The organism is Acidovorax sp., from assembly GCF_046291265.1.
Classification (GTDB): Bacteria; Pseudomonadota; Gammaproteobacteria; order Burkholderiales; family Burkholderiaceae_C; genus Acidovorax.
Map to the genome: position 1 here is coordinate 48,936 of NZ_JBKBTV010000007.1, position 22,703 is coordinate 71,638.

A 22,703-nucleotide genomic window follows, 5' to 3' on the forward strand; every position below is an offset into this window, starting at 1 on the left:
CCAAGGAGTCATTCCATGCACTTAAACGAACTCAAGGCACTGCACGTGTCTGAAGTCCTGAAGCAGGCCGAAGAACTCGAAATCGAAAACACGGGCCGCATGCGCAAGCAGGAGCTGATGTTTGCGATCATCAAGAAGCGTGCAAAAACCGGGGAGCAAATCATTGCCGACGGCGTGCTGGAAATCCTGCCCGACGGCTTTGGCTTCTTGCGCAGCCCCGACACGAGCTTCACGGCCAGCACGGACGATATCTACATCAGCCCGAGCCAGGTGCGTCGCTTCAACCTGCACACCGGCGACATGATCGAAGGTGAGGTCCGTACACCCAAAGACGGTGAACGGTACTTTGCACTGAACAAGCTCGACTCTGTCAACGGCGGTCCGCCCGAGCAGAACAAGCACAAGGTGATGTTCGAAAACCTGACGCCCCTGTTCCCCAAGGAACAGATGAAGCTGGAGCGCGACTTCAAGGGCGAAGAGAACATCACCGGCCGCATCATCGACATCATTGCGCCCATTGGACGCGGCCAGCGTGCATTGATCGTCGCCCCGCCCAAGAGCGGCAAGACGGTGATGATGCAGCACATTGCCCACGCCATCACGGCCAACAACCCCGACGTGCACCTGATGGTGTTGCTGGTGGACGAGCGCCCTGAAGAAGTGACCGAAATGCAGCGCACGGTGAAGGGCGAGATCATTGCATCCACCTTCGACGAGCCTGCCGCGCGCCACGTGCACGTGGCCGAGATGGTGATCGAGCGCGCCAAGCGCCTGGTCGAGCTCAAGAAGGACGTGGTGATCCTGCTCGACTCCATCACCCGCCTGGCCCGCGCCTACAACAACGTCGTGCCGTCGTCCGGCAAGGTGCTGTCGGGTGGTGTGGACGCCGCCGCGCTGCAGCGCCCCAAGCGCTTCTTCGGCGCCGCGCGCAAAGTCGAAGAAGGTGGCTCGCTCACCATCATCGCCACCGCGCTGGTTGATACCGGCAGCCGCATGGACGAAGTGATCTTTGAAGAATTCAAGGGCACGGGCAACTGCGAAATCCACCTGAACCGCCGCCTGTACGAAAAGCGCGTGTTCCCCGCCATCGAGCTCAACAAGAGCGGCACGCGCCGCGAAGAGTTGCTGCTGGCGCCCGAGATCCTGCAAAAGACCCGCATCCTGCGCCAGTTCATGTACAACATGGACGAGATCGAGTCCATGGAGCTGATGATCAAGAACATGAAGGCCACCAAGACCAATGTGGACTTCTTCGACATGATGCGAAGGGGTGGATAAGCTCCCCCTGATTCGCTTCGCGCCTTCCCCCTGAGGGGGACGACACCGGTGGACTGGCAAAGCCAGATCCACGGTGGCACGGGTCTCAGGGCGCGCCGGTTTCAAGCGTCACGCCCTGAGTTGCCAACACTCGAAAAGATGCCAATTTGCCCTGTGCAATAATAGAGGGCTTTTTCTGCGGAAAGTACGTTGGATGTTCCACGGCGCAAAGGTTGCTCCGGGTTCAGCGCGGCTCCCGCACTTGACAAGGATTGATCATGAAAGAAGGCATTCACCCCAACTACCGCGAAGTTCTGTTCTCGGACCTGTCCAACGGCTTCAAGTTTGTGACCCGTTCGTGCGCAAACACGAAGGAAATGGAAACCTTCGAAGGCAAGGAATATCCGCTGTTCAAGCTGGACACATCCTCTGAATCGCACCCCTTCTACACTGGCACGCAAAAGTCGGTGGACAACATGGGTGGCCGCGTGGAGCGCTTCCGCAACCGTTTCGGCAAGACCGCAGCGAAGTAATTCGCCCTGCGTTCCCGCCAAAAAGGCAGCCCGGGCAACCGGGCTGCCTTTTTTATTGTTTTTGCCCTTATTCTCGGTGGCTCCGCATTGCTACCCACTGAAGTGTGACTCCACCGACCCCCGCCATCGTTACCCAGAATGCCGTAAGCCCTCTGCCACGCTGGGCGTTGATGCTTCTTTGCATTGCCTACGTCGTGCCGGGTTTCCTAGGGCGTGACCCCTGGAAAAGTGCCGACGTTACGGCCTTTGGTTACATGCTGGAGTTGGCCCACGGGCGCACACCGTGGTTCAGCCCGCTGCTGGGCGGAATGGCGCCGGAAACCGAAGGCCTGCTGCCTTATTGGCTGGGAGCATGGGCCATACAGATCGCACCGGCATGGATTTCAGCAGAGTTGGCCGTTCGCCTGCCCTTTGCCGGATTGCTGGCCATCACATTGATTGCCACATGGTATGCGGTTTACTATCTCGCGCGCAGCCCGGGGGCCCAACCTGTGGCGTTTGCCTTTGGCGGCGAAGCGAACCCACCCGACTATGCCCGCGCCATCGCCGATGGAGGATTGCTGGCCCTGATTGCCTGCCTGGGCCTGGCACAGTTATCGCACGAGGTGACCAGCTATCTGGTGCAGTTGAGTTGCACGGCGCTCACCTTCTTCGCCGTGGCGGCAATGCCGCACCGCACGGTGGCCCCGGCTATGGCCCTGGTGGCTGGCATAGCGGGACTCACACTGGCGGGCGCTCCGGCGCTGGCCACCTTGCTGGGTGTCGGGAGCATCGCGGTGGTGGTCTATGCACCTGGCAGCCATGCCGACCGTCGCCTGCGCTGGGCGCTTTTCCTGGTCGCAGTCGTGGTGATGGCTGCACTGCTCGCCTGGAGCCTGGACCTGTGGCGCTGGCGGATCGTGGGATCCGACACGAACGGCAAAGAGTGGCAAAGCCTTGCGAGATTGCTGCTGTGGTTTGGCTGGCCTGCGTGGCCGCTGGCCTTGTGGACGCTGTGGCGCTGGCGCAAACAGATCCTCAGCCGCCCAGGGCACCGGCACCTGCTGCTGCCGCTGTGGTTCTCGACCGTATCTATTGCGGCCACCCTCACCACATTGCCTGCCGACCGATCACTTCTGCTGGGCCTGCCCGCTATGGCCGCGCTGGCGGCTTTCGCCTTGCCTACGCTGCGCCGCAGCGTGGGAGCGTTGATCGACTGGTTCACGCTCCTGTTTTTCACAGCGTCTGCGCTCGCAATCTGGGTGATCTGGATTGCGATGCAGACTGGATTCCCCGCCAAACCCGCAGCCAACGTGGCCAAGCTGGCGCCGGGCTTCGTGCCCGAATTTTCGGCGTTGGCCATGGTGGCCGCCCTTGCGGCCACCATGGCCTGGGGCGGCTTGGTGTGGTGGCGTGCGTCCCGCGACCGAGCCCCCATCTGGAAGAGTCTGGTGCTGCCCGCGAGCGGCGCTGCACTGGGCTGGCTGCTGCTGATGACCTTGTGGCTGCCTTTGCTGGACTTTGCACGCAGCTACGCCCCTCAGGTGCGCAGCGTGATGGCGGTGATGGGCCCAGAGCCCGGTTGCGTGCAAACCGTGGGGCTCAGTCGCGCACAGGTGGCGGCGTTGCAGTACCACGGCGCGCTCACGCTGGAGCGAGCGGGTTTGCAGGATGAATGCGAATGGCTGTTGGCAGACATTGCGTCGTGGCCAGCGTCTGAGCGCATGGTTACCGCTGCCTTGTGGGAACTCAAGGCCACCATCCCCCGACCCACCGACAAGAACGACCACCTTCTGGTGTTCCGCCGCGCAGGATCTGCGCGCTGATGTCCGAGCTTTCCACCATCGGCCGGCACGCCATCACGGTGCTGGCGGGGCAACTTGCCGTCATGGCGTTCGGCGTGACGGACACCATGGTTGCGGGTCGCCACGGCGAGGCATCGCTTGCTGCGCTTTCCGTGGGCTCTGCGATTTTTATCAGCGTTTACGTGGCACTGATCGGCGTGCTGCAGGCGTTGCTTCCTGTGTGGGCGGAGCAGCGTGGAGCGCAAGAGACGGAGGCCGTAGGCCGCTCGCTGCGCCAGGCGCTGTACCTGTGCGGCGCCTTGTCAATTGTCGGTATAGCGATCCTGCTGTCCCCAGGCCCCTTATTGCGCTGGACAGAAGTGCCCCCGGCCTTGCGGGTGGAGGTCGAAAACTACCTTGCCGTTTTGGCGTTGGCACTACCGCCAGCCCTTCTGTTTCGAATCTACAGCACGCTCAACCAGGCCCTGGGGCGGCCCAAGCTGGTCACCTTGTTGCAGGTGGGCTCGCTGTTCCTCAAGGTGCCACTGTCGATCTGGTTCACTTTTGGCGGAGCGGGGCTGCCCGCGCAGGGTGTGGTGGGCTGCGCCTGGGCCACGCTGGTGGTCAATTGCAGCATGCTGGCGCTGGCCATCTGGCTGCTGCGCACCCAGGATCTCTACGAACCACTGGGTATCTGGCGTCAGATGGAGCCTCCCCACTGGCCCACGATTGCAGGCTTTGCGCGGCTGGGCATACCCGCCGGGCTTGCCGTGATGGTGGAAGTCACGTCGTTCACGCTGATGGCGCTTTTCATCGCGCGGCAAGGCACCACGGCCTCTGCCGCCCACCAGATTGCATCCAATCTGGCCGCGGTGTTGTACATGGTGCCGCTGTCATTGGCCATCGCCACCAGCGCGCGTGTCAGCTATTGGATGGGTGCGAAGAACCCGGTGCGTGCCCGCGCTGCGGTTTTTATGGGTTTTAGGCTCGCAGCGCTTATTGGTATTGCGCTAGCAGCTATACTATTTATAGCAAAAGACCACGTTGGCAGCATCTACTCCTCCAATGCAGGCGTAGTCGCCATGACCGGCAGTGTGCTGATGTGGGTGGCGGCCTACCACGCTGCCGACGCCCTGCAAACCCTGTGCGTATTTGTCCTGCGGTGCTACCGCATCACGGTGGCCCCACTGGTGGTGTACTGCGGATTGCTATGGGGAGCAGGTCTGGGCGGCGGCTATTGGTTGGCTTACCGGGGTGTGGGCCCGTGGGCGATGAACCCCTCGCCCACACCATTCTGGGCCGCCAGTGCCTTGGCGTTGATGGCCACGGCAGCCCTGTTTATGGCCATGTTGTGGCGGGCGGTCAGCCCGGCAGCACAAAGCCACGCAGGCGGTTTGCCGGGAAGGTGACCGAAAACACCGACCCTTTGCCCAACACACTGGTGATGTCCAACGTAGCGCCATGGCGCTGCAGCACATGTTTGACGATCGCCAGGCCCAGGCCGGTTCCACCTGTTTCCCGCGAACGGCTGCGGTCCACCCGGTAGAAGCGCTCCGTCAGGCGCGGAATATGCTCAGGCGCAATGCCAGGGCCTGTGTCGTGCACCGAAAAAACGGCGCTGCCATCGTCCTTGCGCAGCCATTGCACCGAAATAGCACCACCCGCTGGCGTATACCGCACAGCGTTGCTGATCAGGTTGGACAGCGCGCTTTGCAACTCGGTCGGCACGCCAGCCACCTCCCCTTCAGAACGCAAGACATCCTGGGACGGGAACTGCAAAACGTGCGTTTGCTGCTGGTGCTGCGTGAGCAAGGAAGACAGCGCACGGCCCTCTTCTTCGCACCGTGTGAGCAGCGCCTGAACGGGTGTCCACTCGGCCATGCCCGGGGGCGGGCTGCCCTCCAGGCGCGACAGCGTGAGCAAGTCCTGCACCACGCTTTGCATGCGCAACGCCTGCTGGGCCATCATGCCCAGATAGCGCGAACGCTCTTCTGCCGTTAGCGGCAGGGTCTGCAGGGTTTCCACAAAACCAGTGAGTACGGTGAGCGGTGTCCGGATTTCGTGCGACACATTGGCCACAAAATCTCGGCGCATGGCATCTGCCTGCTCCAGTGCCGTGACGTCGCGCGACAGCAGCAACGTGCGGCCGTCGCCGTATGGATGCAGGTGCACCGAGATACGCACAGGCCGCGAGGGCGTGCTGTAGCGCCCCTCAAGGACCACGTCCTGGCTGAAATCCTGCTCCGAAAAATAGGCGGTGAACTCAGGGTCGCGCACCAAGTTGCCAATCGACTGCGCCACGTCGCGCTGCGCGTCAAAGCCAAACTGGTTGGCAGCCATCTGATTGCACCACTCGATGCGACCCTGCGCGTCCAGCAGCACCACACCATTGGGCGTGGCTTGTAGCGCGGCCAAAATCTCCTGCAGCCGGTCTTGGCTGTCGCGGATCAATGCCTCCTGCCTGCGCAAAAGGCGCCTTGCGCGGTCGGCCGCCTCCCCCCAAATACCGCGCATGGAGGGGACTTCGGAGAGGTCTCCCGTACGCAGCCAGCGCAACACACGCGCCCCACGCAGCAAGTCCCACACGAACCACGCCCACGCGGCCAAGGCAGCGCCCAGGGCTGCGCCCCAAGGACCGCCCTGCCAAAGACCCAAGCCACCGCCTGCTATCTGCCAGAGCAGGAAATACGAAATACGCCACAGCATGCGGTCAGCAAAGCCTTCTCAGAAAACCGGGCACAACGGTTGCACCCCATCGAAAACATCAGACCTGCAGCGTCACGCCTGCAACTGCACCTGGGGCTGGGCGGTCAGCCGGTAACCCGCTCCGCGCACGGTTTCCACCATGACGGATGCGGCACCCAGCGCCTCGCGAAGGCGCTTGACGTGAACGTCCACAGTGCGCTCTTCAATGAACACATGGTCACCCCACACTTTGTCGAGCAATTGCGATCGGCTGTGCACACGCTCAGCGTGCTTCATCAAAAAATGCAGCAGCTTGAATTCGGTAGGGCCCACCTTGAGCGGCTGGCCCTGGTACGAAACGCGGTACGTTGCGGCATCAAGCACCAGCTCGGCAATGGTCACACTGTCGCTCACCTGCTCCGGCGCACGGCGGCGCAGCACCGCGCGAATGCGGGCCAGCAACTCTTGGGTGGAAAACGGCTTGGTGATGTAGTCATCGGCACCCGCATCCAGCCCTGCAATCTTGTCGGGCTCGTCACCCCGGGCGGTGAGCATCAGGATGGGAATGGGCTTGGTACGGCTGTCGGCACGCCATTTGCGGGCCAACGACAGACCGCTCTGCCCGGGCAACATCCAGTCCAGCAAGATAACGTCCGGCAACACAGCATCCAGCTCGCGCTGGGCAGAGTCACCATCTTCCGCCCAGAAGGGCTGGAATCCGTTGTGTCGCAAGTTGACGGCAATCAGCTCGGCAATTGCGGGTTCGTCCTCGACGATCAGGACGCGTGGGAGCTTTCTCATAGTGGTGCCAAAGCCCTTTCGCTTACAAGACCGCCGACTCGATCTCGTCCAGGGCAGTGTGGCGCACATCCTTGCCCTTGACCAGATAGATGATCAGCTCGGCCACGTTCTTGGAATGGTCTCCGATGCGTTCAATCGCTTTGGCCAGGAACAACAGGTCCAAGCTGGGCGAGATCATGCGCGGGTCTTCCATCATGTACGTGACGAGCTTGCGCACAAAACCGTCGAACTCCCTGTCGATCAGGTCGTCTTCTTTGAGGATGTCCACTGCCATCTTGGTGTCCAGGCGTGCAAAGGCATCCAGGGCCTTGCGCAACAGGCCCGAAGCCAATTCAGCCGCCACGCGCAAATCGCTCGATGGCAACGAACGCGGGGCACCGCTTTCGATGATGGAGCGCACCATGCGCGCCATCTTGTTGGCCTCGTCGCCCATCCGTTCCAGGTTGGCCGTGGCCTTGGAAAACGCCAGCAGCAGGCGCAGGTCACGCGCCGTGGGTTGGCGGCGGGCAATGATGGAGGACAGTTCCTGGTCAATCTCGACCTCCATCGCATTCACGCGGGTCTCAATCGACGCCACGGTTTCCACTGCCTCCAGGCTGAACTGGGACAGTGCATACACCGCCTGGCGAATCTGAGACTCCACCAGACCGCCCATCTCCATGACGCGGGCGGAGACGCTGTTGAGTTCGCTGTCGAACTGTGACGAAAGATGTTTATCGGGCATCTGGTGTCTCCTTAGCCGAAACGGCCGGTAATGTAGTCTTCGGTTTCTTTGCGCTCGGGCTTGAAGAAAATCTGCTCAGTGGCGCCGAACTCGATCATCTCGCCCAGGTACATGTAGGCGGTGTAGTCACTGCAACGGGCCGCCTGCTGCATGTTGTGCGTCACGATGGCAATCGTGTAGTCGTGTTTGAGTTCATCGATCAACTCTTCGATCTTGGCAGTTGACAAAGGGTCGAGCGCCGACGTGGGCTCATCAAGCAGCAACACAGAGGGCTTTACCGCGACGCTGCGAGCAATACACAGGCGCTGCTGCTGCCCGCCAGACAGGGACAGGCCGCTTTGGCTGAGCTTGTCCTTCACCTCCGTCCACAACGCGGCTTTGGACAGCGCCCATTCCACGCGGTCGTCCATTTCGCTCTTGCTCAAGTTCTCGTAGAGCTTCACGCCAAACGCAATGTTGTCGTAGATGGACATGGGAAACGGAGTGGGCTTTTGGAACACCATGCCGATGCGCGCACGCAGCAGGTTGATATCCTGTTTTGCATCCAGAATGTTCTGGCCGTAAAAGTTGATGGAGCCTTCAGCGCGCTGCCCGGGGTACAGGCTGTACATGCGGTTGAGCGTGCGAAGCAAGGTCGACTTGCCGCAACCCGACGGACCGATAAAGGCGGTGACCTTGTGTTCGGCGATGTCCAGGCTCACATTGCGCAAACCTTGAAACTTGCCGTAAAAGAAACTCAGATTTCGCAGCTCCAGCGCATTTTTGGCGACGGAGGCTGGGGCGGTAGCAGTAGCGTTCATTGTCAAATCCTGAGAATGGTGGCGTTTGTGTCTATTGAGTCGTGTTCAGTCGAGCATCAAACGCGGTTCTTTTCGCGCAAGAACACGCGGGCCACGACGTTGAGAATGAGCACCGACAGCGTGATGAGCAGTGCCCCACCCCAAGCCAAGCGGACCCAGTTTTCGTAGGGGCTCAAGGCAAACTGGAAGATCACCACGGGCAGATTGGCCATCGGCGCGTTCATGTTGGTGCTGAAGAACTGGTTGTTGAGCGCTGTAAACAGCAGGGGCGCCGTCTCGCCACTGATGCGTGCCACAGCCAGCAGCAGGCCCGTCATCACGCCGCTGCGCGCAGCACGCAGGGTGACCATGGTGGACACTTTCCAGCGTGGTGCACCCAGGGCGAATGCGGCTTCCCGCAGGCTTCCTGGCACCAGCCGCAGCATATTTTCTGTGGTGCGCACCACCACCGGCACAGCAATCAGCGAGAGGGCCAAACTACCCGCCCAACCCGAAAAGTTGCCCACCGTCGCCACTGCAATCGCGTAGACGAACAGCCCGAGCACGATGGAGGGCGCCGACAGCATGATGTCTGTCACAAAACGGGTCAGTTCGGCCGTCTTGCTCTGGTCACCGTACTCCGCCAGGTACACACCGGCCAGCACGCCGACGGGTGTGGACACCAGCACCGTGAAGCCCACCATCATCAGGCTGCCCACAATAGCGTTGGCTAGGCCACCGCCCTCGGAGCCGGGCGCGGGTGTGGACTGGGTGAACATGTTCCAGTCCAGCGCGGCAAAGCCGTTGGACAACAGAACGCTCAAAATCCAGAGCAGCACAAACAGGCCGAGCACCATGGCCCCCAGAGACAGGGTCAGGCCGATGGCGTTGGAGCGCTGCCGCTTTTTGTAGAGTTGTTGATTGAATTCCATGGGGCTTCTCTCAAAAGGTTTTCACGTTCGATGCGAGCGAATGAACACAGGTCACAGACCCTTGGCCTTCTCAGCGCGCAGCATCAAAATCTTGGCGGCCGAGAGCACCACAAAGGTGATCACAAAGAGCAGGAAACCCAAGGCAAAGAGCGTGGAGAGGTGAAAGTCCGCCGCCTCTCCAAACTCATTGGCCAATGTGGATGCGATGGAGGTGCCGGGCGAAAACAATGAGGTCGGCATGCGATTGGCATTGCCGATCACAAAGGTCACGGCCATGGTTTCACCCAAGGCACGCCCCAGCCCCAGCATCACCCCACCGATGACACCTTTTTGCGTGTAAGGCAGCACCACACGGCGCACTACCTCCCACGTTGTGCAGCCCAGGCCGTAGGCGGACTCGCGCAGGATGGGGGGAACAATCTCGAACACATCGCGCATCACCGCGGCCACAAAGGGCAGCACCATGAAGGCCAGCACAATGCCTGCAGCCAGAATCCCAAAGCCGTTGGTACTGCCGCCAAACAGAAATCCCACCAGCGGCATGGAGCCCAGCAGCTTCTGTACCGGCATCTGGAAGTAATCTGCAAACAGAGGGGCGAAAACAAACAGCCCGAACATGCCGTAGATGATGGACGGCACCGCCGCCAGCAACTCCACCGCAGTCCCCAAAGGGCGGCGCAGCCACACCGGACAGGTTTCGGTCAGAAACAGGGCGATGCCAAACGCCAGCGGCACCGCAATCAGCAGCGCAATGCCAGCACTCGCCAAGGTGCCAACGATGGCAATCGCGGCGCCAAATTCTTCATTGATGATGTCCCACTCCACGCGCCAGATGAACTGGACCCCGAACTTGTGAAAAGTCGGCCATGCGTAGACGAACAACGAAACGATGATGGCCAGCAATGCTGCAAGTACCAGCAAAGAGAGGCTCTGGGTCAGCCGATGGAAAAAGATGTCCTGCAGTCGCTGCCGCTTGGCAATCGACACCATGGACTTTGTGGGGACGTCCGCCGCTTTGGCGGACACTGGTTGCGAACTCATGGTGGTTCCCACGCTCATGTTGACTCCCATCTGGCTTCTGGAAACCCCACAAACCAGCGCCCACCAGCCAGACCGGCTGGCCAATGGGCGCTATTTTGGGGGCAGACTGGCTTACTTCTTGATTTGCGACCAGACTTTGGAACGGATCTCAGCGGTCAAGCTGTCTGGCAGGGGAACGTAGTCCAGTTCAGCCGCCATGACCTTGCCATTCTTGAAAGCCCAGTCAAAGAACTTCAGAACTTCGGCAGACTGGGCCTTATCGGCGGGATCCTTGTACATCAGGATGAAAGAGGCCGTGCTCACGGGCCAGCTGTCTGCACCCTTGGCGTTGACCATGGAAACGCCCATCCCTGGCACGCTGAACCAGTCGGCACCTGCTGCCGCTGCGGCAAAAGTCTTGTCATCAGGACTCACGTACTTGCCGTCAGCGTTTTGCAGCTGCAGGAAGTTCATGTTGTTCTTCTTGACGTAGGCGTACTCGACGTAACCCACAGCACCCTTGACACGCGTTACGTTGGCAGCCACACCTTCGTTGCCCTTGCCACCCACGGAGGACGGCGCTGGCCATTTGACCGCGGCACCCTTGCCGACCGTATCGGCCCAGTCTTTGCTTACGGCTGACAGGTAGTCTGTCCAGTTGAAGGTGGTGCCAGAGCCATCGGCGCGGTGCACCACGGTGATGTTTTGGTCAGGCAGCGTCTTGCCGGGGTTCAGAGCCGTCAGCTTGGGATCATTCCACTTGCTGATCTTGCCCAGGAACATTTCGGCCAGCACAGGGCCCGTCACACGCAGCTCACCAGGCTTGAAGCCCTCCAAATTGATCACGGGCACGGTGCCGCCAATGATGGCTGGGAACTGAACCATGCCGTCCTTGTCGAGGTCAGCGCCTGACACCGGTGCGTCCGATGCGCCGAAAGCCACGGTTTTTGCGCGAATCTGGCGAATGCCGCCAGACGAACCGATGGACTGATAGTTCAAACCGGTACCAGTTTCCTTCTTGTAGGCTTCTGCCCATTTGGCGTACATAGGGAAGGGAAACGTTGCGCCAGCACCAGTGATGTCTGCCGCAAAAGCGCTGCCAACGGCCATCGTGGCGAGCGCTACAGCAACGGTTTTGAGAAATGTGCGTTTCATTCGAGACCTTTCGGCTAAGGGTTAACAGAACAGGACGAACTCTAGGGGTGCAAGATGACAATTCGGTGACACAAACACTGCGCCACACAGAGTTGCCATCAAACATTTCAACCCCGAGACACGGTCACTCATTTGTCACAAAGCAAGGGCACACTCCGCGAGCCAACGCCGTTGCCCTGCTTGCGAAGATTGACCAGCCGTTGCACAGTGAAACGCTCGCGGTACGATGCCGAACGAATCTCCACCAAGAATTACATGCAGAACGGCACACGTCTCGCCGCGGTCGACCTCGGCTCCAACAGTTTTCGCCTTGAAATCGGGCGTTATGAATTCGGACACATCCAACGCGTGGAGTACCTCAAGGAAACGGTGCGACAGGGCAATGGCCTGGACGAAGACCGCAACCTGACCCGCGACGCGATGGAGCGTGGCTGGGCGTGCCTGGCACGCTTCGGTGAACGCTTGGCAGACTTTCCGCCTGCTCAGGTGCGGGCCGTGGCGACACAGACTTTGCGTGAAGCCCGCAACCGCGATGAGTTTCTGTCACGCGGCCGCGAAGTGCTCGGATACCCCATCGATGTGGTGTCTGGCCCCGAAGAGGCGCGGCTGATCTACCAAGGTGTGGCCCGCCTGCTACCGCAGTCGGACGAACGCAGGCTGGTGGTTGACATCGGTGGTCGCTCCACGGAGCTGATCCTGGGCCAACAGTTCACACCCCATGCAGTCGCGTCTTTCCGCGTGGGCAGTGTCGCCTGGTCACAACGTTACTTTGCAAAAGGCGAGTTCACCCCGCAGGCCTTTTTGGCCGCTGAAATTGCAGCCAAGGCCGTGCTAGACGAAGCGCAAGCGACCTTCCGGCCCGGCACATGGGATGTTGCCTATGGGTCATCGGGCACCGCCGGGGCTGTGGGCGACGTACTGGCCGCGGCCGGCGGCCCGCAGGGCCTTATCACCAGAGACGGATTGAACTGGTTGCAAGACAAGGTCTTGCGGGCGCAATCGGCGGACCGCCTGCGTATGGAGGGGCTGAAAGAAGAACGCCGGGCCGTCATTGGCGGCGGCATCAGTGTGCTGCGCGCCGTTTTTGATCTGCTGGAAATTGACCAGATGCAGGTGGCCCAAGGTGCTTTGCGCCAAGGCGCCCTGTATGACCTGCTGGACCGCGAGCAACCCGGCACCGATCTGCGCACCACCACAGTCCATGGGCTCATGCACCGGTTTGGTGTCGATAAAGAACATGCAGATCGAGTGGCACGCACAGCATGCGCGTTGTTTGACCAGGCAGCTCCCGCTGGCAGTGAACGCGCATCGCGCAAGCTGGACTGGGCAGCGAGGCTGCACGAGATAGGTTGCATCGTTTCACACAGCGACCACCATCGGCACGGCGCGTACATCCTCGACAACACCGACGCTGCCGGGTTTGCTTTGCCGGAGCTACATCGGCTGGGCGTGCTGGTGCAGGGGCAACGTGGCAAAGTTCGCAAGTTGGAACTCGATCTGGAAGACCCGATCTTCGCGCTGCAACTGCTCAGCCTGCGATTGGCTGTTGCCCTGTGCCATGCGCGCCGGGAGCCTGACACCAAAGGACTGTCCCTGCAACGCGAGGATCAGCGTTTTCGGATCACCACCCGTTCGGGCTGGAGCGCAACCTACCCACAGTCTGCCCACCTGCTGAGAGAAGAAATGCAGGCGTGGCAAAAAACACCGTGGGAGCTAGTGGCGGAACTGCCTTGAACAGCCAACAAAAACGGTATAAACTGTTTATACCGTTTATTGAAAAACTGCTATGACAACCTCTACTTCTGCTTCAACCCCCGCCGCACTGGCCCCGCAAACATCCACGCCGCCGACCAAGTCGGCAAAGTCTGTGAGCACGCCGAAGGCGGCTCCCACCGTAGCGGCAAAGGCCGTCAAGGTCGCTCCAAAGCCTGCGGCTAAAAAGACGTCGGCAGCCAAGAAAACCGCGGTGGCTAAAACGGTCAAGGCAGCAGCACCCGTTGTAGCCAAGGACGTGAAGGTGAAAAAGCCAAAGTTGGTGCGCGACAGCTTCACCATTCCCAAAGACGAGTACGCCGTCATTGAGGCGCTCAAGCAACGCGCTTCCACATTGGCCCACCCCGTCAAAAAAAGTGAGCTGCTGCGAGCCGGATTGAAATTGTTGGCTACTCTGCCAGACAGTGGCCTCCGCACCGCACTACAGGCCGTTCCCTCGATCAAGACCGGACGCCCAAAAGCAGACGCAGCTGAGACTCCAAAAGCCCCCAGCACCAAAACGCCTGCTAAGTCTGCCCGCAAGTAAATGGCTCGCTGGTGCTGGGCGGGTGGAGCATCCGCCGTCTGCACAGGGTTCGTGCAGTCTCAGCGTTTAAAGAAACTCTGGCGATTGCACGGTGATCAACACCGTTTGACTCTCTTCCAGCCGCTGCCTCTGGCGCAGCCACCACACTGAGCCCTTTCGCACGGCGCATTCTGGCGCCTGCAAGCCCAGTAGCTGGGCAATGGTCTGCCCCAACACAGGCTGGTGCCCAACGATCAGCACCGCGCCGCGTGCCCGTGGCCACTGGGCAAGATCCAGAAGATCCTGCGGCATGGCGCCGGGCAACAGCTCGGCGCGCATCTTGAACTTGCGACCCAGCGCACTGGCGGTCTGTTCGGTACGCCGGGCCGGGCTTGCCAGCACGCGCAAGCCTTCAGGCAGCTGGCGATCCAGCCACGCAGCCATGCGGGCTGCCTGTTTTTCGCCACGGGCGGTCAACGTCCGGGCGAGATCGTCGCGGCCATCCTCGGGCTCCTCTGCCTCTGCGTGGCGCCACAGAATCAGGTCCATCATGCCGTTCCTTGCTCAATCCGGGCGACCGACGCAGCGGTTTTCGGCCCGTAACGAACCATCAGTGCATCTTGCGCGCCTAGGCCATCCTGGATGTGAGCAGCGCGATCATAGATACCGCTGGCATTCAGCGTCCACGCATCCCGGTCGTCATGGAGATAGGCCACAAGGCACTCATCCACGATCTGCTGCCGCAGAGCGGGGTCCGTCACCGGCCAGGCCAGTTCGACGCGGCGCATCATGTTGCGATTCATCCAGTCCGCGCTAGAGAGATACAGATCTTCCTGCTCGCCGCTTCGAAAGTAAAAGACGCGTGTGTGCTCCAGAAATCGACCAATCACCGAGCGCACCCGAATGTTGTCGGTCACGCCCGGTACCTGGGCTGCCAGCATGCAGGCACCGCGTACGATGAGATCGATGCGCGCGCCGCGCTGCCCGGCCAGAATCAAAGCGCGTATCAACGCCTCGTCGGTCAGCGCATTCATTTTGGCGACGATGCGTGCATCTTCCCCCCGGTTTGCGGCCAAACCGACCTGCTCGATCTTCTCGATCATCCGGTGGTGCAAGTGAAAGGGCGCCAATATCAACTTGCGCAGTTTGGGCGGGCGGTTCTGGCTTGCCAGGTGATTGAAAACCCCGTCCATATCGGCCGTTGTTTCTTCATCGCCGGTCAGGTAACTCAGATCGGTGTATAGCCTTGCGGTACGCACGTTGTAGTTGCCGGTTGACAAATGCCCATACCGCCGCAGTTGGCGCCCCTCACGGCGGGTCACCAACAGCATTTTGGCGTGCGTTTTCAGCCCCACCACGCCGTAGACAACCTGCGCGCCGATGGACTCCAGCGCTTCTGCCCAGTTGATATTGGCCTCTTCGTCAAACCGTGCCTTCAATTCGACAACGGCCATCACTTCCTTGCCCCGGCGTACCGCTTCGCTCAACAGATCCATCAGTTCGGAATCAGCACCTGTGCGGTAGATCGTCTGCTTGATGACCAACACATCGGGGTCATTGACAGCCTCTCGCAAGAATTCAAGCAAGCCGTCAAAGCTCTCGAAGGGCTGGTGAATCAGCACGTCCCGCTGGCGCAGCTGCTCCATGATGGAAACGCCCGGCTGCAACTGTCGCGGCCATGCGGAACTCCATGGGGCGAACAGCAGCTCAGGGTCATTCACCAAGTCCACCAGCTGCGTCAGCCGGACCAAGTTGACAGGGCCGTGCACGCGGTAAAGCGCGGCGCGGGGCAAGCCAAACTGCTCCAGCAGGAAGTGCGCCAGGAAGGACGAACAACCTGCAGACACTTCCAGGCGAACTGCTTGTCCATAGTGGCGATGCTGCAAACCCTGTCGCAAGGCCGTGCGCAAGTTGCGGACATCCTCCTCATCCAGGGCAAGGTCCGAGTGGCGTGTAACACGGAACTGAGAAAACTCAGTGACTTCGCGGCCCGGGAACAAGTCTTCGAGATGCGCCCGAATGATGCTCGACAAACTGACAAACAGTGACTCTTGCGGGGCTACCTTGGCAGGCATGCGTACCAGCCGAGGTAGCGCACGCGGCACTTTGACAATGGCGATTTCATTCTCGCGGCCAAAGGCGTCGCGCCCCTTGAGACGCACAATGAAATTCAATGACTTGTTGGCCACCTGGGGAAATGGGTGGGCCGGATCCAGCCCCACGGGGATCAGCAAGGGCCGCACTTCCCGCACGAAATAGTCGTGCACCCACCTCTTTTGCGCACTGGTCCGATCCCCGTGCGAAACAATCCGGATTCCCAGCTTGGCGAATGCAGGTACCAATACGTCGTTGTACAGGGCGTACTGGCGCTCTACCAGATCATGCACCTTGGCGGCCAGCGCCTCGAACGATGCCGTGGTGTAGAGCCCCTTGGTTTCGCCTTTTTGGGCAGCGGTAATGTGCGCTTCCGCGCGCACCTCAAAAAACTCATCCAGGTTTGAGGACACGATGCACAAGTAGCGCAACCGCTCCAGCAATGGCACGTCAGAACGAACCGCCCAATCAAACACCCGCTCGTTAAAGGCAAGGATGCTGTGGTCGCGGTCCAGAAACATGTGGGACGGCCGACTGGGTACTACCGTGCTGTTGGGCACGTCAAAATTGTGTGGCGACGTCGAGGAAACGTTGTCAACCCCAGCGTTGGAGGGTTCACGCTGTAGCGGCGGAACATCTTGAGGGGACATGGGCAACATGGAAACGCGAACGCGGCGAGTGCAGGATGACTCCAGTATTTAACGCCCAGATGACAAAGATGTGACAGGTTTTGTGACAGACACACCGGCTTTGGCGCCTGAATTGGCTGGCACCAGATGCTGCTGAAACAGCTTCGCCGCCTCGGCCCACGTAAAGTCGAGCGCTCTGCTGCGCGCTTCTGATCGCGCTACGGCCAACGCCTCCTGGGTGGCTACCAGCAAACTGTCATGAAGCACACCCCCCCGGGGCGACTGCCCCGTGTGCGCCCCCAGCACCTCCATGGGCCCATCCACCGGAAAAGCAGCCACCGGGGTGCCACATGCCATGGCTTCCAGCATCACAAGACCAAAGGTTTCTGAGCGACTGGGGAACACAAATACATCTGCGGCCGCATAAACCTGCGCCAACGCGGCCCGATCCAGAATGCCAAGCCAGCGCACTTGTGGGTACTTTGCCTTCAGCCTTGCCTCCAGAGGACCCACACCGCACACGACTTTGGTACCTGGCATTTCCAGCTGCAAGAAGGCTTCGATGTTTTTCTCATACGAAATACGCCCTACGTACAGGGACACGGGGTGCGCCAACGTGCCTGTGAGTGGGCTCTGGCAAACTTCACCGTGGAAGGGAAAGGCTTGGGTATCCACGCCATGGGTCCAGGGCTTCAGATGGCGAAAACCCCGCCGCTCCAGCATCTGCAATACGCCTTGCGTGGGTACCATAACCCCAGACGAAGGTCGGTGGAAATGCCGAAACAGCGCATAGCCCCATGACAGCGGAACCCGCAACGCGGCGTGCAGAATTTCAGGGAACCGGGTGTGGAACGCCGTGGTGAAGGCAAGGCGATTGCGCAAGCAATACCGGCGCCCTGCCCAACCCAAAGGCCCTTCGGTGGCCAGATGAATGGCATCTGGCTTCATGGCATCCAGCAATTGGCCCACGCGCTTGCCGGGCTTCACCGCCAGGTCAAGGCCCGCATAGCCCGGACAAGGCCGGGTGGCGAATTGGCCGGGGTGAACAACCTGCACCTCGTGCCCAGCTACTTCCAGTTCGTGAACCAGCTCCCGCAACGTTGTTACTACGCCATTGACCTGTGGCATCCAGGCGTCGGTGATCAAGGCGATTTTCACAGGGCAACCTCCGCGTTTTCGCGGTGGGTATGGGTCGGAGAGACCGCAGGCCACTGCAACAGCTCCAATCGACCGTCCAGGTGCTCGACAAGCGCTGTATGGCTCTCCACCCAATCTCCGTCGTTGCAGTACAGCGTACCGCCGATTTCGCGCATCTCGGCGCGGTGGATATGGCCACAGACCACGCCGTCATGGCCACGCCGGCGGGCCTCAGTGGCCACGGCCACTTCAAAATCCGTAACGTAGTTGAGCGCCTTTTTTACCTTGCCCTTGAGGTAAGCCGACAGCGACCAATACGGCAAGCCCATGCGTGCGCGCAGTGTGTTGAGGTAGCGGTTGAGCTTGAGGGTGAACTCATACAGGTTGTCGCCCAGGTATGCCAGCCATTTGGCGCACTGAATCACACCGTCAAAGTGGTCTCCGTGTGTGACCCACAAACTGCGACCGTCGGCCGTGGTGTGCACCGCGTCGGCCACCACCTCGATACCGCCGAACGAGTGTCCAACAAAGGCGCGCGCAAACTCATCATGGTTGCCTGGCACAAACACCACACGACAGCCCTTGCGAGCGCGCCGCAGCAGCTTTTGCACCACATCGTTGTGCGCTTGCGGCCAGAACCATTTGCGACGCAACTGCCAGCCGTCGACGATATCCCCTACCAAATACAGGCAATCGCTGGGGTGGTGTTTGAGAAAGTCCAGCAAAGCCTCCGCCTGGCAGCCTGGCGTGCCCAAATGCAGGTCGGATATGAACACCGCGCGATATCTGCGTGCCCCCGGCGACTGGGCATGCACCTCGGCCTTAATGTCTTCGGGTCCAAGGGTCTCGCTCGTCCACGGGCCGAGTGCGTCGAACGCGGCGCGCATCACGCCCCCAGAAAGTGCTTGCGGTAACGGGGGTGCAGATCGGCCAGCCGCATGAGCATCGGCAGGTCGGCGGTATTGAAATCAGGGTCCCACGCAGGAGCGCCCAGCACGCGTGCGCCCAGGCGCAAATAGCCCTTGATGAGGGCTGGCGGCTCCACCACGATGGAACCGTCCAGCTGGTCCACCGGCAGTGGCAAACGCGGAAGCACGTGGTACTCAATGGGTGCCAGATGGGTTTGGCGCACCTGCTGCCAGATGCTGGCAGCCGCATCGCCGCTGACCACTCCGTTGTAGAGCATGGGAATGCTGGCACAACCGATCATGGTATCGAGCTGATTGCGCACCATGAAGTCCGCAAGCGCGCCCCACAACGCCATGATCACGCCGCCGTGCCGGTGGTCGGGGTGCACACAACTGCGGCCCAGCTCCACCATGCGGGGGCGAAGGGTGCGCAGCCGCGTCAGATCAAATTCGGTGTCGCTATAGGTTCCACCCACCCGCTTGGCCTGTGCGGGTGTGAGCACCCGATAAGTCCCAATGACTTGCTGGCTCTGGGCGTCGCGCACCAACAGGTGCTCGCAATAGTCGTCAAACAGATCGACATCGTGGCCAGGAATGGGGGTCGTCAATCGAGCGCCCATTTCAGCCGCGAAGACATCAAACCGCAGTTTCTGCGCCTGTCGGACTTCGTCCTGGTGCCGGGCCCATGACACCTCGATAGCACCACGTCCCGACGCTGGCATGGAAGCCGCGGGCGCAACACCCGGGTGATGCAATGCATTGCCAGAACCGGTCTCGGACGACAAGGGCAACGTCAGGTTGGGCAGCTTATTCATGGTGCAACATCTCCTGGTATGGGGCGGCCTTCGGCCAAAAAGACCCAACCGCCGACGGGAAACCGTTTCCCTCCGCCGGAGTGTGGAATTGGCACGTGACGAGAACGTGTCCAAACCATGTCAGTGCGATGACGCTCGTTGCTCGCCACCAATGCGATTTCAGCGCTGACGGCCTGCATAATTGGTCAAGGAACTTGCCAAGTGCCCACCCTCCCTCCCCTCCCGTTGTTTCGGCCTCTCACCGCATCCCTGGCGGTGTTTGTGCTGGCAGCGGCGTGCGCCGGGGCGCTGGTGTGGACGCTCGAGCGCCAGGACCGCACCCAGCAACGCACCCAGGTGGCGGACATGGCAGGCGACCATGTGCAGACCTTGCAGCGCGCCATCGGACTGGCACTGTCCGCCAACAACGCGCTGGTCGCGCTGGTGCGTCAAGGCCAAGGCACGGTTTCCCAGTTTGAGGAGATCGGCAAGCAGATGCTGCCGTTCTATCCGGGCATCGCCGCCATAGGGCTCTCGCCAGGGGGCGTCGTCCGGCAGGTGGTGCCGCGGCAGGGCAATGAAAACTCCATAGGCTTCGATCAACTCAACGATCCACGGCAGGGCCGCGAATCTGCCCGTGCGCGGGAGTCCGGTCAACTCACGCTGGCCGGCCCCATGGAGCTGGTGCAGGGAGGCCTGGGCGTGGTGGGTCGTCAACCGGTCTATCTCGACGACGCGCAGGGCCATCGCAGCTTCTGGGGCTTTACCTACGTCACCATCCGTCTGCCCGAGGTGCTGGCCGCGGCCCGATTGCCCCAGCTGACCGAGCGCGGCTACCACTACCGACTGTGGCGTGTACGCCCCGACAACGGCGAAGAGCAGACCATTGCCGCCTCCGTGCCCGCACCGGGCCAGGATGCCGTCAGCCGGTCGCTGGCTTTGCCTAACGGGCAGTGGACCCTCAGCCTGGCCCCCACCAAAGGATGGGGGAGCACGGGCGTGCTGGCATCACGCTGCGCCATGGGCTTGCTGTTTGCGCTGTTGATGGCCTACTTGGCGCGATTGCTGTTTGCGCTGAAAGCCCATGAGCGCGGCCTGGCCGACCAGGTCGCCCAGCGCACCTCCGAAATACAGGCCACGCAACAACAATTGCGCGCCACCATCGACGCCATTCCTGACCCTCTTTTCGAGATCGACCAGGACGGCCGCTACTGCAGCGTGCACACGCAGCGCCCCGAGTTGCTGCCCGAGCCGGGCGACACGCTGATCGGCCGCAACGTGGCGGATGTGCTGCCTGCCCTGGCTGCCATTGCAGTCATGGACGTGCTGCAAGAAGCGCAGGTGCAGGGCTGGTCTACCGGGCGGCAGATCATGCTGGTTTTGCCCGGGTTGGGCACGACCTGGTTTGAGTTGTCTGCGGCGCGCAAATCCACACCGCCCGGCGCCACACCGCGCTTTATTGTGCTGTCGCGCGATATTTCCGAACGCAAGCGGTCCCAAGAGCAATTGCACCTGACGGCCCAGGTGTTTGACCAAAGCAGCGAAGCCATCGTGATTGCCGATGCGTCCCACACCATCGTGCGCATCAACCGCGCGTTCACGCGCATCACGGGGTATGACGAGGCCCGGGCCGTGGGCCAGTCCCTGCGCCTGCTAACGGTGGCCGAGTCCACCCACAACATCGATGCCGAGTTGGTCTACACCCGTTTGGCAAAAGACGGCCACTGGGAAGGAGAAGCCTGGGGACGCCGCAACGACGGCTCGGCCTACCCGCAGTGGCTGTCTGTGAGCAGCGTGCGCGATGGCAATGGCGCCATCACGCACTCCATCACCTTGTTTCGCGACATCACGCAGCAGCGTGAAGCGCAGGACCGCATCCAGCGCCTGGCGCATTTCGACCCCCTCACCCATCTGCCCAACCGTGCGCTGTTGGCAGAACGCGCCCAGCGCCACGTTGCCGACGAGCAAACGCGCAGCGGCACGCTGGCCATGCTGTTTGTGGATCTGGACCACTTCAAAAACGTCAACGACTCCCTGGGCCACCGCATTGGCGACATTCTGTTGGTGGCGGTAGCGCGGCGACTGGAGTCGCTGCTGCGCCCGCAGGACACTGCATCGCGCCTCGGTGGGGATGAGTTCTTGCTGCTGCTGCCGGCCACTACGGCCGCGCAGGCGGCGGAAGTCGCCACCCAGTTGCTAGCGGCCATCGCGCAGCCGTTTCAGATCGACGCCTACGAGCTCACGACCACCTTGTCGGTGGGCATCGCGATGTATCCGGCCGATGGGGACTCCTTTGACACGCTCTACCAGCGCGCGGACGCGGCCATGTACCGCGCCAAACAAAGCGGGCGAAACCGCTACGGCTTTTTTACCGCCGACCTGGAGGCGCGCACCGCACGCGCCCTGCAGATCGAAAACGCGCTGCGCCGCGCCCTGGAGCGCAACCAGTTCACGCTGCACTACCAACCGCAGGTGTCGCTGGACACACGCCAGGTAGTGGGTGCCGAAGCGCTGCTGCGCTGGCACCACCCTGACCTGGGAATGGTGTCGCCCGCAGAGTTCATCCCGGTGGCCGAAAGCAGCGGAATGATCGTGGCCATTGGCGAATGGGTGCTCCACACCGCCGTGCACGACGCCAAACGCTGGCTGGACATGCAACTGCCGCTTCGGGCCGTGTCGGTCAACCTGTCTGCTGTGCAGTTTCGCCACCCTCAACTGCCCGAGATGGTGACCCGCATCCTGCAGCTGGCCGGGTTGCCTGCGCGGCGGCTGGAGCTGGAGCTGACCGAGGGCGCCGCGGTAGACGACCCCGCGGCAGCGCTGGCCATGATGGACCAGCTGCACGACCGCGGCGTGCGACTGTCGATGGACGACTTTGGTACCGGCTACTCGTCGCTGAGCTACCTCAAGCGCTTTCAGATCTACAAACTCAAGATCGACCAATCGTTCGTGCGCGACCTGGACGACGACGCCAACGACCGCGCCATCGTGAGCGCCATCATCCGCATGGCACAGGCCTTGGGCATGCAGACCACGGCCGAAGGGGTGGAGACCGACGGTCAACTCGAATTTCTGCGCGAACAAGGGTGCGACGAAGGCCAGGGCTATCTCTTCAGCCGCCCCCTGCCTGCTGCTGCGTTTGAAGCCTACCTGCGCGAGCATCTGAACGGCGAAACCCATCACCGCGTCCCCCCAGGGGGATAACGGCAGAGGG

19 protein-coding genes are annotated in these 22,703 nt (G+C 61.3%); 7 read left to right on the forward strand and 12 right to left on the reverse strand.

What is annotated here, in order from left to right; translation table 11 throughout:
- Positions 1–15 precede the first annotated feature (15 nt).
- The 4 genes from rho to ACK41V_RS04560 all read left to right on the forward strand — a co-directional run bounded on the left by rho (position 16) and on the right by ACK41V_RS04560 (position 4,962).
- Positions 16–1,278: a transcription termination factor Rho gene (gene rho, locus ACK41V_RS04545; RefSeq protein ID WP_055398205.1), complete on the forward strand. Its 1,263-nt coding sequence runs from the start codon at positions 16–18 to the stop codon at positions 1,276–1,278.
- 257 nt (positions 1,279–1,535) lie between these two features.
- The gene (locus ACK41V_RS04550) at positions 1,536–1,790 is read left to right on the forward strand and encodes a type B 50S ribosomal protein L31 (protein WP_100410819.1); all 255 of its coding nucleotides are present in this window, start codon (positions 1,536–1,538) and stop codon (positions 1,788–1,790) included.
- Between the two features lie 104 nt (positions 1,791–1,894).
- On the forward strand, positions 1,895–3,595 hold the full coding sequence (locus ACK41V_RS04555; RefSeq protein WP_409778440.1) for a hypothetical protein: 1,701 nt from the start codon (positions 1,895–1,897) through the stop codon (positions 3,593–3,595).
- Complete coding sequence (locus ACK41V_RS04560) at positions 3,595–4,962, forward strand: MATE family efflux transporter (protein ID WP_409778443.1); 1,368 nt, start codon at positions 3,595–3,597, stop codon at positions 4,960–4,962. The genes ACK41V_RS04555 and ACK41V_RS04560 overlap by 1 nt, the downstream gene beginning before the upstream one ends.
- Here ACK41V_RS04560 and phoR read toward each other — a convergent pair.
- The 7 genes from phoR to pstS form a co-directional block, all read right to left on the reverse strand.
- The gene (gene phoR / locus ACK41V_RS04565) at positions 4,916–6,259 is read right to left on the reverse strand and encodes a phosphate regulon sensor histidine kinase PhoR (protein ID WP_409778446.1); all 1,344 of its coding nucleotides are present in this window, start codon (positions 6,257–6,259) and stop codon (positions 4,916–4,918) included. The two genes, ACK41V_RS04560 and phoR, sit on opposite strands and share 47 nt — an antisense overlap.
- Positions 6,260–6,331: 72 nt before the next feature.
- A complete protein-coding gene (gene phoB / locus ACK41V_RS04570; protein ID WP_409778448.1) occupies positions 6,332–7,039 on the reverse strand; it encodes a phosphate regulon transcriptional regulator PhoB in 708 nt (235 codons plus the stop codon).
- 22 nt (positions 7,040–7,061) lie between these two features.
- Positions 7,062–7,763: a phosphate signaling complex protein PhoU gene (gene phoU, locus ACK41V_RS04575; RefSeq protein WP_409778451.1), complete on the reverse strand. Its 702-nt coding sequence runs from the start codon at positions 7,761–7,763 to the stop codon at positions 7,062–7,064.
- An 11-nt stretch (positions 7,764–7,774) separates the two neighbouring features.
- Positions 7,775–8,563 carry a phosphate ABC transporter ATP-binding protein PstB gene (gene pstB, locus ACK41V_RS04580; RefSeq protein ID WP_409778454.1) on the reverse strand — a complete coding sequence of 263 codons (789 nt, stop codon included), beginning with the start codon at positions 8,561–8,563 and terminating at the stop codon, positions 7,775–7,777.
- A gap of 56 nt (positions 8,564–8,619) precedes the next feature.
- Positions 8,620–9,474 carry a phosphate ABC transporter permease PstA gene (gene pstA / locus ACK41V_RS04585; RefSeq protein ID WP_100410826.1) on the reverse strand — a complete coding sequence of 285 codons (855 nt, stop codon included), beginning with the start codon at positions 9,472–9,474 and terminating at the stop codon, positions 8,620–8,622.
- 51 nt (positions 9,475–9,525) lie between these two features.
- Positions 9,526–10,515, reverse strand: a complete 990-nt coding sequence (gene pstC, locus ACK41V_RS04590) for a phosphate ABC transporter permease subunit PstC (RefSeq protein WP_409778458.1) — start codon at positions 10,513–10,515, stop codon at positions 9,526–9,528.
- A gap of 111 nt (positions 10,516–10,626) precedes the next feature.
- The gene (gene pstS / locus ACK41V_RS04595; RefSeq protein ID WP_409778460.1) at positions 10,627–11,649 is read right to left on the reverse strand and encodes a phosphate ABC transporter substrate-binding protein PstS; all 1,023 of its coding nucleotides are present in this window, start codon (positions 11,647–11,649) and stop codon (positions 10,627–10,629) included.
- Between the two features lie 255 nt (positions 11,650–11,904).
- Between pstS and ACK41V_RS04600 the strand changes: the two genes are divergently transcribed.
- On the forward strand, positions 11,905–13,383 hold the full coding sequence (locus tag ACK41V_RS04600) for an exopolyphosphatase (RefSeq protein ID WP_409778463.1): 1,479 nt from the start codon (positions 11,905–11,907) through the stop codon (positions 13,381–13,383).
- 52 nt (positions 13,384–13,435) lie between these two features.
- Positions 13,436–13,948, forward strand: a complete 513-nt coding sequence (locus ACK41V_RS04605; RefSeq protein ID WP_409778465.1) for a hypothetical protein — start codon at positions 13,436–13,438, stop codon at positions 13,946–13,948.
- 66 nt (positions 13,949–14,014) lie between these two features.
- Here ACK41V_RS04605 and ACK41V_RS04610 read toward each other — a convergent pair whose 3' ends face one another.
- From ACK41V_RS04610 to ACK41V_RS04630, 5 genes are read right to left on the reverse strand one after another with little or no spacing between them, the layout of a single operon-like run.
- Complete coding sequence (locus ACK41V_RS04610; protein WP_409778468.1) at positions 14,015–14,479, reverse strand: SixA phosphatase family protein; 465 nt, start codon at positions 14,477–14,479, stop codon at positions 14,015–14,017.
- Positions 14,476–16,671 carry a polyphosphate kinase 1 gene (ppk1, locus tag ACK41V_RS04615; RefSeq protein ID WP_409778471.1) on the reverse strand — a complete coding sequence of 732 codons (2,196 nt, stop codon included), beginning with the start codon at positions 16,669–16,671 and terminating at the stop codon, positions 14,476–14,478. Before ppk1 ends, ACK41V_RS04610 begins: the two co-directional genes overlap by 4 nt.
- A 48-nt stretch (positions 16,672–16,719) precedes the next feature.
- Positions 16,720–17,808 carry a glycosyltransferase family 4 protein gene (locus ACK41V_RS04620; protein ID WP_409778474.1) on the reverse strand — a complete coding sequence of 363 codons (1,089 nt, stop codon included), beginning with the start codon at positions 17,806–17,808 and terminating at the stop codon, positions 16,720–16,722.
- The gene (locus ACK41V_RS04625; RefSeq protein WP_409778476.1) at positions 17,805–18,674 is read right to left on the reverse strand and encodes a UDP-2,3-diacylglucosamine diphosphatase; all 870 of its coding nucleotides are present in this window, start codon (positions 18,672–18,674) and stop codon (positions 17,805–17,807) included. Before ACK41V_RS04625 ends, ACK41V_RS04620 begins: the two co-directional genes overlap by 4 nt.
- Entirely contained in the window at positions 18,674–19,510 is an 837-nt protein-coding gene (locus tag ACK41V_RS04630) for a GNAT family N-acetyltransferase (protein ID WP_409778479.1), read from the reverse strand. The genes ACK41V_RS04625 and ACK41V_RS04630 overlap by 1 nt, the downstream gene beginning before the upstream one ends.
- A 201-nt stretch (positions 19,511–19,711) precedes the next feature.
- On the opposite strand from ACK41V_RS04630, the gene ACK41V_RS04635 reads away from it, so the two are divergent.
- Positions 19,712–22,693 (forward strand): EAL domain-containing protein, encoded by a 2,982-nt coding sequence (locus ACK41V_RS04635; protein ID WP_409778482.1) that lies wholly within the window; start codon positions 19,712–19,714, stop codon positions 22,691–22,693.
- The last annotated feature ends 10 nt before the right edge of the window (positions 22,694–22,703 follow it).